The 12,486-nt window shown below is 69.8% G+C and carries 13 protein-coding genes; 6 read left to right on the forward strand and 7 right to left on the reverse strand.

Translation table 11 applies throughout. The annotated features are described in order from the left end of the window. The first annotated feature begins 157 nt into the window (after nucleotides 1–157). On the forward strand, nucleotides 158–550 hold the full coding sequence (locus BM396_RS11145; RefSeq protein ID WP_043345824.1) for a DUF2267 domain-containing protein: 393 nt from the start codon (nucleotides 158–160) through the stop codon (nucleotides 548–550). A gap of 173 nt (nucleotides 551–723) precedes the next feature. Then, complete coding sequence (locus tag BM396_RS11150; protein ID WP_043345819.1) at nucleotides 724–942, forward strand: hypothetical protein; 219 nt, start codon at nucleotides 724–726, stop codon at nucleotides 940–942. A 21-nt stretch (nucleotides 943–963) separates the two neighbouring features. Here BM396_RS11150 and BM396_RS11155 read toward each other — a convergent pair whose 3' ends face one another. Both BM396_RS11155 and BM396_RS11160 read right to left on the reverse strand, forming a co-directional pair. Then, nucleotides 964–1,902: a hypothetical protein gene (locus BM396_RS11155; protein WP_043380078.1), complete on the reverse strand. Its 939-nt coding sequence runs from the start codon at nucleotides 1,900–1,902 to the stop codon at nucleotides 964–966. 84 nt (nucleotides 1,903–1,986) lie between these two features. Continuing rightward, nucleotides 1,987–4,056: a M3 family metallopeptidase gene (locus BM396_RS11160; RefSeq protein ID WP_043380081.1), complete on the reverse strand. Its 2,070-nt coding sequence runs from the start codon at nucleotides 4,054–4,056 to the stop codon at nucleotides 1,987–1,989. A 182-nt stretch (nucleotides 4,057–4,238) separates the two neighbouring features. Here BM396_RS11160 and BM396_RS11165 point away from each other — a divergent pair, with 182 nt between their 5' ends. The 3 genes from BM396_RS11165 to BM396_RS11175 all read left to right on the forward strand — a co-directional run bounded on the left by BM396_RS11165 (nucleotide 4,239) and on the right by BM396_RS11175 (nucleotide 7,037). After that, on the forward strand, nucleotides 4,239–5,201 hold the full coding sequence (locus BM396_RS11165) for an extensin family protein (RefSeq protein ID WP_043380083.1): 963 nt from the start codon (nucleotides 4,239–4,241) through the stop codon (nucleotides 5,199–5,201). A 76-nt stretch (nucleotides 5,202–5,277) separates the two neighbouring features. After that, nucleotides 5,278–6,390 carry a L,D-transpeptidase family protein gene (locus tag BM396_RS11170; RefSeq protein WP_043380085.1) on the forward strand — a complete coding sequence of 371 codons (1,113 nt, stop codon included), beginning with the start codon at nucleotides 5,278–5,280 and terminating at the stop codon, nucleotides 6,388–6,390. 257 nt (nucleotides 6,391–6,647) lie between these two features. Continuing rightward, nucleotides 6,648–7,037: a response regulator gene (locus BM396_RS11175; protein WP_043345829.1), complete on the forward strand. Its 390-nt coding sequence runs from the start codon at nucleotides 6,648–6,650 to the stop codon at nucleotides 7,035–7,037. Nucleotides 7,038–7,115: 78 nt separating this feature from the next. Here BM396_RS11175 and BM396_RS11180 read toward each other — a convergent pair whose 3' ends face one another. After that, a complete protein-coding gene (locus BM396_RS11180; RefSeq protein WP_043345830.1) occupies nucleotides 7,116–7,505 on the reverse strand; it encodes a YraN family protein in 390 nt (129 codons plus the stop codon). Further along, a complete protein-coding gene (gene rsmI / locus BM396_RS11185; RefSeq protein ID WP_043380193.1) occupies nucleotides 7,502–8,473 on the reverse strand; it encodes a 16S rRNA (cytidine(1402)-2'-O)-methyltransferase in 972 nt (323 codons plus the stop codon). Before rsmI ends, BM396_RS11180 begins: the two co-directional genes overlap by 4 nt. 134 nt (nucleotides 8,474–8,607) lie before the next feature. On the opposite strand from rsmI, the gene BM396_RS11190 reads away from it, so the two are divergent. Continuing rightward, entirely contained in the window at nucleotides 8,608–9,873 is a 1,266-nt protein-coding gene (locus BM396_RS11190; protein ID WP_081948578.1) for a penicillin-binding protein activator, read from the forward strand. Here BM396_RS11190 and hemW read toward each other — a convergent pair whose 3' ends face one another. The 3 genes from hemW to rph are packed head-to-tail and all read right to left on the reverse strand — an operon-like array spanning nucleotide 9,874 to nucleotide 12,427. Continuing rightward, complete coding sequence (gene hemW / locus BM396_RS11195) at nucleotides 9,874–11,049, reverse strand: radical SAM family heme chaperone HemW (protein WP_043380088.1); 1,176 nt, start codon at nucleotides 11,047–11,049, stop codon at nucleotides 9,874–9,876. 38 nt (nucleotides 11,050–11,087) lie between these two features. Then, a complete protein-coding gene (rdgB, locus tag BM396_RS11200) occupies nucleotides 11,088–11,717 on the reverse strand; it encodes an RdgB/HAM1 family non-canonical purine NTP pyrophosphatase (protein WP_043380090.1) in 630 nt (209 codons plus the stop codon). Further along, nucleotides 11,714–12,427, reverse strand: coding sequence for a ribonuclease PH (gene rph / locus BM396_RS11205; protein ID WP_043380092.1), 714 nt, complete (start codon nucleotides 12,425–12,427; stop codon nucleotides 11,714–11,716). Before rph ends, rdgB begins: the two co-directional genes overlap by 4 nt. Between the last annotated feature and the right edge of the window lie 59 nt (nucleotides 12,428–12,486).

Below are 12,486 nucleotides of genomic sequence, written 5' to 3' on the forward strand. Positions count from 1 at the left end.
TTCCCGGGGCTTGGCGGTCGGCGTCCTCGATCCGGTCGAGGGGTGACGCTCCTCCGTGCGCAGCCGGAGAGTTTCCCGAGGATGCTGGGCCGCGCGCTTGATTTCCGACGCCTCAGAGTCGAATGACGTCTGGAAGCGTTCCGAAGAGATCATCACCATGGAAGAACTGCTCGCCCGCGTCACCACCCGCACCGGGCTCGACGCCGCGACCGCTCAGACCGCCATCGGGCACATCCTGGCCTTCCTGCAGAAGGAAGGGCCGGCGACCGAGGTCGGTCAACTCCTGGCTGCCCTGCCGGGCTCCGAGTCCCTGATCGCCGAGTCGAATGCCGGCGAGAGCGGCGGCGGCGGTCTGATGGGCATGCTCGGCGGCATGATGGGCGGCGGCGGCGTCATGGCTTTGGGTCAGAAGCTGATGGCCGCCGGTGTCCCGATGGGTCAGATGCAGCCCCTCGGCCAGGAGCTGTTCGCTTTCGGTCGCGAGAAGGTGGGCGAGGACGCGATGGGCCCGATCATCGGCTCGATCCCCGGCTTGAACCAATTCGTCTGACGCCCATCGATGTGCGCGGTCGCACTGCATTCGGGTGCCGCCTGGACGAAGGTAAAAAAGTGGTTTCGAGGCGAAAGCTTGACGGAACCTGTCCACGCGATCCCCGTTATTAGGGATGCGGGCTGGATCGACGCCTTTGGCAGTGTCCAGTTCCGCTCTCAAGCAGGCCGGCCATGCCCGTCTTCGAAGCCAAAAACCTGGACAGCGAGTTTGAAGGGCAGACCCTGCTCGCTGCCATCCTGCATCCGACCCGCGCGGCGCAGACCCGCGCTCTGAGGCACGGGCGCCAACGGGCGGAGCGCGCGGCGGCCTTGGCCGATCCGATGACGATCGAGCCGCGTTTCCCGATTGCGCCCGGCGAACTGGCCCCGACCGGCTGTCCCAGCCGCTGAGGTTGTTCGGATTCGGTCAGCCTACCAGGGCTGCGACGTGACGAGACCCTGGCGCGTCACGACCACCCATTCCCGTCCATGTCGCTCGACGCCTTCCACGCGACCGACGCCCGGAAGGATGTCGCCGGGCGAGACCTCGACCAGGCGGCGACGGCGATTCTCCAAAACCGCCGTGCCCTCGTAGACGTCCCGCAGAGCCCAACCTTCGATCACCGGGGGCCTGTCGAAGGCCGCCGGTTTCGGCTTGGTCTCGCCAATCTTGGCCTCGCCAGTCTTAGCCTCGCCTGCCTTGGCCTCGCCTGCCTTGGCGTCCGCCACCTTGACCTCGGGCTTCCCCTCGCTGGCGCGGGCGGGCTCGCCGATGCTTCCCGTCTGGGTCGGCTCTGCCTTCGCGGCGACCGGTGTCGCGGCTGTCCGGCGCTCCAGCTGCGCGGCAAGGCCGGTGAGCCGGGCGGTGTGCTCGCGCTCGACCTGCTCGAGGCGCTCGCCGAGAGCCGCGACCTTGGCATTGAGACTCTTGTCGACCTGCGCCAGACGCTCGCCGAGGGCGCTGCTGCGGGTCGCGGCCTCCTTCCGCGCGGCGTCCGTTGAGGCGCGAAGGTCGGCGAGGACGGTGTGGAGCTGCGCGATGTCGCCGGCCAGCCGAACGGTTTCGGTCCGACCGGCATCGAGCGTGGTTTCGAGAGCCGCAATCGCATCGGGCCGCACGGCTGCCGGGCGGGAGAGCACCATCACGCTCCCGCCCAGAATTGCGCCGACGGCCAAAGCCGCGCCCGGGAATGCGAGCCGCTTATGATCGAGGCGCGACAGGAACGGACGAGCGAAGCCCTTGCCCGCGGCAGGCTCCACGGACGCGGTCGCCGCCGGGGCAACTTCCGCCTTTCCGGTCACCACAGCTTTGAGCAGATCCGCCGGCGAGATGCCCTCGGAAACGGCCTGCTTGGCTTGGATCTTCGTCATCGCCCCGAACTCCGCACGCGGCCTCGCGCTGCAAGCGTTCGTTAAGGACGTTTGTTTACGAAACCCTTACCGCGGGCGCGCGGCTCAGGCTGCCAGACCACGCTTCTTCAAAAGCGGCTCGATGCTGGGCATCCGCCCGCGGAAGGCCGTGTAGGCCTCGCGCGGATCGCGCAGGTTGCCGGCACCGTACACGAAGGTCCGCAGCCGCTTGGCCGTCTCCGGATCGAAGATGTCGCCCGCTTCGCGGAACGCGTCGAACGCGTCCGCATCGAGCACCTCCGACCAGAGATAGCTGTAGTACCCGGCCGCGTAGCCATCCCCCGAGAAGATGTGGGCGAAGTGCGGTGTCCGGTGCCGCATGCTGATCTCGGCGGGCATGCTGATCCGCCGCAACGCTTCGGACTCGAAGACGGGGACGTCGAGCCCGGCCTCGCCCTCCGCCGAGAGGTGCAGCGTCATGTCGACGATGGCCGAGGCGGTGTACTCCACCGTGGCGAAACCCTGGTTGAAGGTCCGTGCCGCCAGCAGCTTCTGCAGCAGGGCGTCGGGCATGGGCTCGCCGGTCCGATGATGCCGCGCGTGGGCGCGTAGGACCTCCGGCTGCTCCAGCCAATGTTCGTAGAGCTGCGAGGGCAGTTCGACGAAGTCCCGCGACACGGCCGTCCCGGACAGGAGCGGGTAGGTCACGTCCGATAGCAGACCATGCAGGGCGTGGCCGAATTCGTGGAACAGGGTGCGTGCGTCGTCGAAGGACAGCAGCGTGCTCTCGCCGTTCGGGGCCTTGGCGAAGTTCATCACGTTGACGATGATCGGCGTGATCGGGCCGTTCAGGCGCTCCTGCGAGCGGAAGGCGCTCATCCAGGCGCCGGACCGCTTCGAGGCCCGGGCGAAATAATCGCCGAGGAAGAGGCCCACCTCGGACCCGTCGGGATTGCCGACCCGCCAGACCCGGACATCGGGATGATACCGGGGGACGTCGGAGAGTTCCGTGAAGGTCAGGCCGAACAGCCGCGAGGCCGTGTCGAACGCCGCCTCGATCATCCGCTCCAACGGCAGGTAGGCCTTGATCTCACTCTCGTCGAGGTCGTGCTCGGCCCGACGCACCTTCTCGGCGTAGTGCCGCCAATCGTGCGCCTGGAGCGCGAAGTTGTGGCCTTCGGCCTGGATCGTCGCCTGGAGGCGGTCCCGCTCTTCGGCCGCCCGCGCCCGGGCGGGCGTCCAGACGTCGCGCAAGAGCCCGGTCGCCGCTTCGGGACTCGCCGCCATCGTGTCGTCGAGGGCGAAATGGGCGAAGCTCGCGAACCCGAGAAGCCGCGCCCGCTCCGCGCGCAACCGGATGATCTCGGCGAGAATCGCACGGTTGTCGGTCTCGCCGCCGTTCTCGCCGCGCCGGGTCCAGGCCGCATAGGCGCGCTCGCGCAGGTCGCGCCGGGTCGAGAAGACCAGGAAAGGCTCGATCAGCGAGCGCGACAGAGTGATGACGTGCCCGTCGAGGCCGCGCTCCTTGGCGGCGTTCTCGGCGGCGGCCCGCAGGAACGGCGGCAGGCCGGCCAGATCCTCCTCGCCCCGAAGCGGCAGGATGAAGCTGCTCTCGTCGGCCAGGAGATTCTGGCTGAACCGCGTGCCGAGTTCCGACAGGCGTGCCGCGATCTCCGCCATGCGGGCCTTGTCCTGGGGCCCGAGATCGGCCCCCGACCGACGGAAGCGGATCCGGTATCGGTCGAGGACCCGGCGCTCCTCCGGCTCCAGACCCTCGGGGGCGATCGCCGAGATCCGGGCCCAAAGCTCGGGATTCAGGTAGATGGCGCTTCCATGCCGGGCGAGCTTGGGGCCGATCTCGCGCTCGATGGCCTGAAGCTCCGGGTTCGTATGGCTGCCGGTCAGATTGTAGAAGACGCCGGCGACGCGCTCGAGGGCGAGGCCGGCCCGCTCCATGGCCTCCACGGTGTTGCCGAAGGTGGCCGGAGCGTCCTGGCTCGCGATCACGCGGATCTCGGAAGCGTGGGCCTCTAGCGCCGCTGCGAAGGCCGGCCCGTAGTGCTCCGGTCGGATCCGCTCGAACGGCGGAAGGCCGTGCGGGGTGCTCCAATGCGCCTCGCGGAAGGGATTGTCCTGCGGCAGGCTCGGGAGCCCGGCATCAGCTGCGTCCGACATGCGGTCCTCAACGATACGTCCACGCGACGCCGCGTCTGTCCGCGCCGCCGGTGCGCCGACATGGGGTCTGCCGGCGCGATCGGAAAGACAGTGGCCCGTTCGACGGGTCCGTCAACCACATGGGCGCGATCCGAATGGCGTCTCGTCCGTTGTAGAGGCCAACGCCCACGCTTCGAGGCCCCATGCCGGGACGCACTCTGTCGATCCGCCCTCCGTCCGTCATGCGCGCCGGGGTGGCCCTTGCATTGGCGCTCGGCCTGCTCGCCGCCGATCCGGTCGGGGCTGCCGAAACGCCCGCCGCCTCGGTGCCGACGCCCCCGCCCCTGCCGCCCGAACGCCCTGAGACGCTGAAGCCACCCGTTGCGGAGCCGGCACCCCCGACCCCGCCGGCCCGGCCTCCGGAACTCAAGCCTGCCGTCGCGGAGCCGGCGAAGGAGCCGGTCAAGGATCCCGGCCGGGAAAAGGCCTCCGAATCCGCGAAGGAAGGCTCGAAGGAATCCGCGAAGGAGGCGTCCAAACCCGAGATCCCGACGCCGCCACCCGCGCCGCCCGAGCGCCCGCCGGAACTGTCCGGCGGGGCGGCCCTGGCCCTTAAGGTCTCGCCGCCGGACGATACGGCCTGCCGGACGCGCCTGAAGCGACTCGGCGTCGATTTCGAGCCGCTGGCGCCCATCGCGGAAGGGCAATGCACCGCTCCGCTGCCGCTCAAGGTGACGAAATTCGCCGACGGCGTGGCGCTGCCGCAGGGCGCGACCTTGACCTGCCGGGCCGCCGAAGCCCTGGCGCGCTGGGTCACCGAGGTGCAGGTCGAGGCCGAGCGGACGTTGAAGCATCCCCTGACCGCCCTTGAACTGGGCGGCTCCTATGTCTGCCGAGGCCAGAATCACGACATCGATGCCAAGCTGAGCGAACATGCCTTCGCCAATGCCGCCGACATCATGGGCTTCGCCTTCGCCGGACGCGCAAGCATCTCCGTGAAGGCAATGCCGGACGGCTCCGAGGAGGCGCAGTTCCTGGGCGCGGTGCGCACGAAGGCCTGCGGCTTCTTCCGCACGGTCCTGGGGCCGGGTTCGAACGCCGCCCACGCCAACCATCTTCATGTGGACCAGCGGGAGCGCAATGCCGGCCACCGGCTGTGCGAGTAGCCTCGCGTGGAACGTTCCGGCCGGCTCGGCGCTTTTTGGCACGGGAGCGCCTCCGCTCTCCGGAATTGCGACGTCGATGATCCCAAAATCCTGGCGGCCCGTTGGCGCGGCTCTCGTGGCGAGCTGTCTCGTCGTGCAAGGCGCGGCGGCCAAGCCCGAGAAAGACCGGAAGACCGAAGCGGCGCAGCCGCCGGCGCTCACCGCCGACACCGTGAACGCCGCCGCCCTGGCGCCCCCGGAAGCGGGCAAGGATCGGGATGCCAAGCCGAACACGAAGGCGCGCCGGGCCGCTGCGTCCGCGGAGAAGCCCGACCCGCTGGTCGTCAAGGCGCAGGTGCTGCTCGACCGGGCGCATTTCTATCCCGGCGCGATCGACGGCCGGACCGGCGAAAATTATAAACGCGCGCTCTCCGCCTTCGCTGTGGCGCAGGGGCTTCCGGCGACGCAGAGCCTGAATCCTGAGGTTTGGGACAAGCTCCAGGCGACGAGCGATAAGCCCGTCGTCACGGACTATACGATCACCGAATCCGACGCCTCGGGGCCCTATGTCGAGCGGATCCCGCCCAAGATGGAGCAGCAGGCCGATCTCAAGACGTTGGGGTACACCAATGCCCGGGAGATGCTCGCAGAGCGCTTCCACATGGGCCGTGACCTCGTCAGCGCGCTCAATCCCGGCAAGTCCCTGGACAAGGCCGGCACGGTCATCGCCGTGGCGGCCGTCGAGCCGATGGGGACCGACAAGCCGAAGGCCAAGGACCTCCCCGAAAGTCCGAAGGTCGAGCGCATCGAGGTCGGCAAGGCGAGCCGCGACGTCCGGGCCTTCGGCGCCGACGGAAAGCTGCTGGCCTACTACCCCGCCTCGATCGGCAGCTCCGAGAAGCCAGCGCCGAGCGGCGACACCAAGGTGAAGGGCGTCGCGTTCGATCCCGACTACACGTACAATCCGAAATACGCATTCAAGGGCGTGAAAGCGCAGCACAAGTTCACCATCCAATCCGGTCCCAACAACCCGGTCGGTCTGGTCTGGATCGATCTGGCGATCCCGAGCTACGGCATCCACGGAACGCCTGAGCCCGAGAAGGTCGGCAAGACCGAATCCCATGGGTGCATCCGGCTGACCAATTGGAATGCCCGCGACCTTGCCGCGCATGTCACGCGCGGTGCTGAGGTCGTCTTCAAGGAAGACTGATCACCCGGCTTCGATCCGCCCGGCTGCCGGGCGGACAAAAATGTATCAGGCGTTAACATAGCGCGCGGTCGTGCCATCGGAACGGGCCGGGAACGCTTGACACGTTGCGGAATACGGGCGACGCCACAGGTTGTCTCGCGGGCCATCCTTCGGGCCGCGCTCGTTCATACGAGCGCTGCTGTCGCGGTGCGCGGGGCTCGACCGACCGCACGGCATAATCCCCGGAAACGGGGCGTTCGAAGGGAAGACGGCCCGGCGTGATTGCTGACTCCAACGACGACGTTCTCAACGGTGTCCGCGTTCTCGTCGTCGAGGACGAGGCCGCGATCTCCATGCTTCTGGAGGACATGCTCCTCGATTTCGGCTGTGCCGTAGTCGGGCCGGCCGCACGGCTCTCCTCCGCGCTGGAAATGGCGTCGCAGGAAGCGTTCGAGGTCGCCATCCTCGACGTGAACGTGGCGGGCGAGCCGATCTATCCCGTGGCCGAGGCCATCGCCAAGCGCGACCTGCCGCTGGTCTTCTCCACCGGGTACGGCGGCGCGGGCATCCGCGAGCCGTTCCGCGACCGGCCCGTCGTTCAGAAGCCCTTCAGCCAAGCCGATCTCAAGCGCACGCTGATCGGCGCGATCCGGGCCGCCCGCGCCTGACGCACGCCGGGTAACCGGCGCGTCCCCAGCACGGCGGCTGTCGGGTGAGGCGAGACGCCGCGGTTCCTGACCGCGGCTTCAGAGCCCTTCGATCGTGAAGACCTGCTCGACATGGGCCGGCCACCCGCGGGCCCCGACGAAAACGGCGTCGGCACGGAACGTCGCACCGGCACACCACGCGTTGCGCCCGATCCACGCCCTGACCGCGCGGGAGAAGCGCCGCCGCTTGGCGGCATCGATCGCTTCCCGCGCGTCGTCACGCTTGGCACGCGCCTTCACCTCCACGAACACGATGGTGTTCCAGCGCTGGACGACGAGGTCGATCTCGCCCCCGGCCATGCTCACGCGCCGGCCGATCGGCCAGTAGCCCTTGAGCATCAGTGCGGCCAGCGCCAGCCATTCGGCGTGGTGGCCGCGCCGATAGGCGGCGCGGCGCCGGCCGGTCCGGTCCGGCACAGCCCCGTTCATCCCTGGCCCCGCGCCAAAGCCAGCGCCCGCGAATAGACCTGACGCCGCGGCTGTCCGGTCTCGTCAGCGACGAGGCTGGCGGCATCCTTGATCGAGTGCCGCTCCAGCGCCGACAGGATCAGCGCGTCGAGGGCGGCATCCGCATCAATCGTTCGCTCCGGCGTCGTCGCCGCACCGATGATCACCACGATCTCACCCTTGGGCGGTCCTTCCTGGGCGAAGCGCTCGCTCAGGCTGCCCAAGGTATCGCGTCGGATGGTTTCGTAGAGCTTGGTCAATTCCCGTGTCACGGCGGCCGGGCGCTCCGGGCCGAGCACCGCAGCGGCATCGGCCAGCATGTCGGGCAGGCGATGCGGCGATTCGAACAGGACCAGCGTGCCGGGAACCTGAACCAGTGCCTCCAGGCGGTTGCGCCGGGCGCCGGCCTTCTGCGGAAGGAAGCCCTCAAAGAAGAAACGATCGGTCGGCAGACCTGCCGCGACCAAGGCCGTCATCACCGCCGACGGGCCCGGAACCGGCGTGATGGCGATCCCCGCCTCGATCGCGGCCTGGACCAACTTGTAGCCGGGATCCGAGACCAGCGGCGTCCCGGCATCCGAGACGAGAGCCAGGGCTTCGCCGGCGCGCAGCCGCGCGATCATCCGCTCCCGCACGGCATCGTTTGAATGCTCGTGATAGGCGAGCAGCGGTGTCGTGATCCCGTAATGCGCCAGCAGGTTCCGGGTGACGCGGGTGTCCTCGGCCAGGACCGCATCCGCGGCCGCCAGGGTGGACAGGGCCCGGATGGTGATGTCGCGCAGGTTCCCGATGGGAGTCGCCACAATGTGCAGGCCCGGCGACAGGGGCTCGGTCTCGCTCGCCAGACCGAAGGCCGTGAAGGTGGTGTTGCGCGGCCGATCGGGGGCGAGCTTCGGGGACGGAGCTCGGGGCGGGGCGGCGGGCCCCGGGGCATCGAATCGGCGTGTCATCATCGGTGATCTTGCCACACCGGCCGTCTCCCGTCGCGGTGAAGGCGTCCGACCGGGGGCAACTCTGCCGCTCCGCGTTTACAATTCGGATTCCGATCGTCAGGCTGCGGTGCCTGCCGAGAGGAGTCCGCGCGATGGCGCGCCCGACGAGCATGCGGGACCGTCTCGTGCGCGTCACCGCCCCGACCGCTGCGCTGTGCGCCGTCCTGCTGTCACTGGGCGGCTGCCTCGGCACCGACATCGCTCGGCGCGCGACGGCGCCACAGGCCGAGCTGACGCCGCCAGCGGCCGTTCCCGGGGCACCGCTGCCCGCACCCGCAGGGCCGCCGATGCCGGCGGCGGGTGGCACCGGGCGCATCGGCTCCGGAGCCGTCAAGGTCGCCCTCGTGCTGCCGCTGACCGGCCAGGGGGCAACGGTGGGTGCCGCCATGCGCAACGCGGCACAACTCGCCTACGACGAGGCAGAGCAACCCGACCTGACGCTCCTGGTGGAAGATGACCGAGGCAGCCCGGACGGCGCCCGGGACGCGACGCAGGAGGCGCTGCGCCAGGGGGCCGAGATCGTGCTCGGTCCGCTCTTCGCCGGCAATGTTCAGACGGCTGCGGCCGCGGCCAGAGCGGCGGGCAAGCCGGTGGTCGGCTTCTCGACCGACGTGACCGTGGCCAGCCGGGGCGTCTACCTCCTGAGCTTCCTGCCGCAACCGGAGGTGGACCGCGTGGTCGAGGATTCCGTCGCCGGCGGAAAACGCTCCTTCGCGGCTCTGATCCCCGAGACGGCCTACGGCAATGCCGTGGAGGCGGAGTTCCGGGAGGCCGTTGCCCGGAAGGGCGCGCGGGTCGCCGCCGTCGAACGCTACCCGGCCGGCGCGCCGGGTCCGGCGGTGGAACGGCTGACCCGGGTCATCGCAGGGCCGGGCGCCACCGCCGACGCGCTGTTCATCCCCGAAACCGCCGATGCGCTGCCGGGCGTGGCCGCGGCGCTGACCAAGGCGGGGTTCTCGCCCGCCCGGATACGCCCCATCGGCACCGCCCTCTGGAACGAGCCGTCGCTCTTCGCCCTTCCCGCCTTGCAGGGCGGCCGCTTCGCCTCGCCGGACCGCACCGGGTTCTCGAATTTCAGCGGCCGCTACCAAGCCCGGTTCGGCGCCGTTCCGCCGCGCGTCGCATCCCTGGCCTATGATGCGGTGATGCTCGCGGCCGCCCTGTCCCGACGCTACGGCTCGCAGCGCTTCGCGGAGACCACCCTCACGAATGGCTCCGGCTTCGCCGGCATCGACGGGACCTTCCGCTTCCGGCCGGATGGGCAGAGCGAGCGGTCCCTGGCGGTCTATGAGATCCGCAACAATGCCGCGATACCCGTCAGCCCCGCGCCGCGGGTGCTGGCAAAGCCCGGGATCTGATCAGGCCGCAAGTTCGGCAACCAGGGCATTGAGCACCGGCGCCCCCTTGGCGGTCGCGGCGATGCGGCCGCCGGGAAGCCGCTCCAGCACGCCATCGCCGATCAGCATGCCGATGCGGTTGCCGTTCAGCGGCCGGCCCTTGAGGGCAGCGTAGCGATCCGGATCGATGCCCTCGCGAAGGCGAAGCCCCATCACCAAGAACTCGTCGGCCTGGTCGGCGGCCGTGAGCGTTTCGGTCTCGACGACGGCATGTCCTTCGCGCTCGACCCGGGCCAGCCAGGCTTCCGGCGACCGCTCGGTGACGGTCCCGATCCGTCCCCCCGCCGTCACGAGCCGCCCGTGCGCGCCGGGACCGATGCCGGCATACTCGCCGTAGCGCCAATAGAGCAGGTTGTGCCGCGACTCCGCCCCGGGCCGGGCGTGGTTCGAGATTTCATAAGCCGGCAGGCCGGCCTCTGCACAAAGTTCCTGGGTGACGTCGTAGAGGGCGCGTCCGACCTCGTCGTCCGGCGTCACCAGTTTGCCGGCGGCGGCGAGGCCGTAGAACGGCGTCCCCGGCTCGATGGTGAGCTGGTAGAGCGAGAGATGCTCTGCGGCCCGCGCCAGCGCCGCTTTCAGCTCCGCCCGCCACAGCGCCGGAGTCTGTCCGGGCCGGGCATAGATCAGGTCGAAGGAGGTCCGCTCGAAGGCCGACTGCGCCAGCGTGATCGCCTCCAGGGCCTGTGCGGCGTCGTGCAGGCGCCCGAGGGTCCGAAGCGACGCGTCGTCGAGGGCCTGGATGCCGAGGGAAACCCGGTTGACCCCGGCGGCGCGGTAACCCCGGAAGCGCCCGGCCTCGACACTCGACGGATTGGCCTCGAGGGTGACCTCGGCGCCTTGAGCCACCGGCCAGTGTTCCGCGACGGCGTCGAGCAGGCCCGCCACGGTCGCGGGCTGCATCAGCGAGGGTGTCCCGCCGCCGAGGAAGATGCTGGTGACGGTCCGCCCCGGGGTGCGGGCGGCCGTGTGGGCGATCTCGGCCCGGAATGCCGCGAGGAAGCGCGGCTCGTCCACGCCCGCGTGGCGGACGTGGCTGTTGAAGTCGCAATACGGGCACTTCGCCGCGCAGAAGGGCCAGTGCAGGTAGATTCCGAAACCCACGTCGCGGGTCGGATGGTCCGGGCCGGTCGATACCATGATGACCGGGATGTGAGCGCGACCGCGCCGTTTGGCAATCAGGAACCGGAGGCCAGACAGGCCCGGCTCAACGCCACGAAGGCCCGGGCCCGGTGCGAGAGCCCCTGACCCTTCTGCCAGTCGACGCCGTGCTTCTCCTCGGCGCTCATCTCGCCGAAGGTGCGCGCGTGCCCGTCCGGCCGGAAGATCGGGTCGTAACCGAAGCCGGCGGTGCCCCGCCCCGCCACGAGGTCGCCGAACACCCGCCCTTCGAACAGCTCGGTATGGCCGTCCGGCCAAGCCAGGACCAGGGCCGAGACGAAATGGGCCCGGCGGTCGGCCGCGCCACGGTCGTCGAGCTCGGCGAAGATCCGCGCCATCGCGGCGGCGAAATCCTTGTTCGGGCCGGCCCAGCGGGCCGAGAAGATGCCCGGCGCTCCGTCGAGGGCGTCGACGCACAGGCCGGAATCGTCCGCGAAGGCGGGCAGTCCGGTGGCGTCGGCCGCCGCCTTCGCCTTGATGGCGGCATTCTCGGCGAACATCGTGCCGGTTTCCTCGGGCTCGGGCAGCCCGAGTTCGCCGGCCGACACCGCCTCGACCCCGAACGGCGCGAGCAGCTCGCGCATCTCGGTGAGCTTGCCGGCATTGTGCGTGGCGATGACCACCTTCCCGGTCAGGCGGCGGCTCACGCGATGGCCTCCTTCTGCAGGGCGACCAGCCGCTCGGTGCCGGCGCGGGCGAGGCCGAGAAGTTCGAGAAGCTGCTCCTGGGTGAAGGGCTCCATCTCGGCGGTGCCCTGCACCTCCACGATGCCGCCGCGCCCGGTGAGCACGAAATTGGCGTCGGTCTCGGCGGCGGAATCCTCGGCGTAATCGAGATCGAGGACCGGCATGCCCTTGTACAGGCCGCACGAGACGGCAGCGACATGGTCGCGCAGGGGATCGACCGAGATGATCGAGCGCGTCCGCATCCATGCGAAGCAATCGTGCAGCGCAACCCAGGCGCCGGTGATGGCGGCCGTCCGGGTGCCGCCATCGGCCTGGATGACGTCGCAATCGATCGTCACCTGACGCTCGCCCATGGCCGGCAGGTTCGTGACGGCCCGGAGGGACCGGCCGATCAGCCGCTGGATTTCCTGCGTTCGACCCGACGGCTTCCCGGAACCAACCTCGCGGCGGGTGCGTTCGTGCGTCGCACGCGGGAGCATGGCGTACTCCGCCGTGACCCAGCCCTTGCCCGAGCCGCGCAGCCACGGGGGCGAACGCTCTTCGAGCGACGCGGTGCAGAGCACCCGGGTATTTCCGAAGCTGACGAGGCACGAGCCCTCTGCGTAGCGCGAGACCGCGCGCTCCAGGCTCACGGGCCGCAACTCGTCGGCGGCACGCTTGGAAGGCCGCATCGCGGGCCCCTTCTGTCGAGAGTGTCGAGGGCCGGGCTCTTAGGCCGCCGCGACATCAC

This window comes from Methylobacterium sp. UNCCL125, from assembly GCF_900116795.1.
GTDB classification, from domain to species: domain Bacteria; phylum Pseudomonadota; class Alphaproteobacteria; order Rhizobiales; family Beijerinckiaceae; genus Methylobacterium; species Methylobacterium fujisawaense.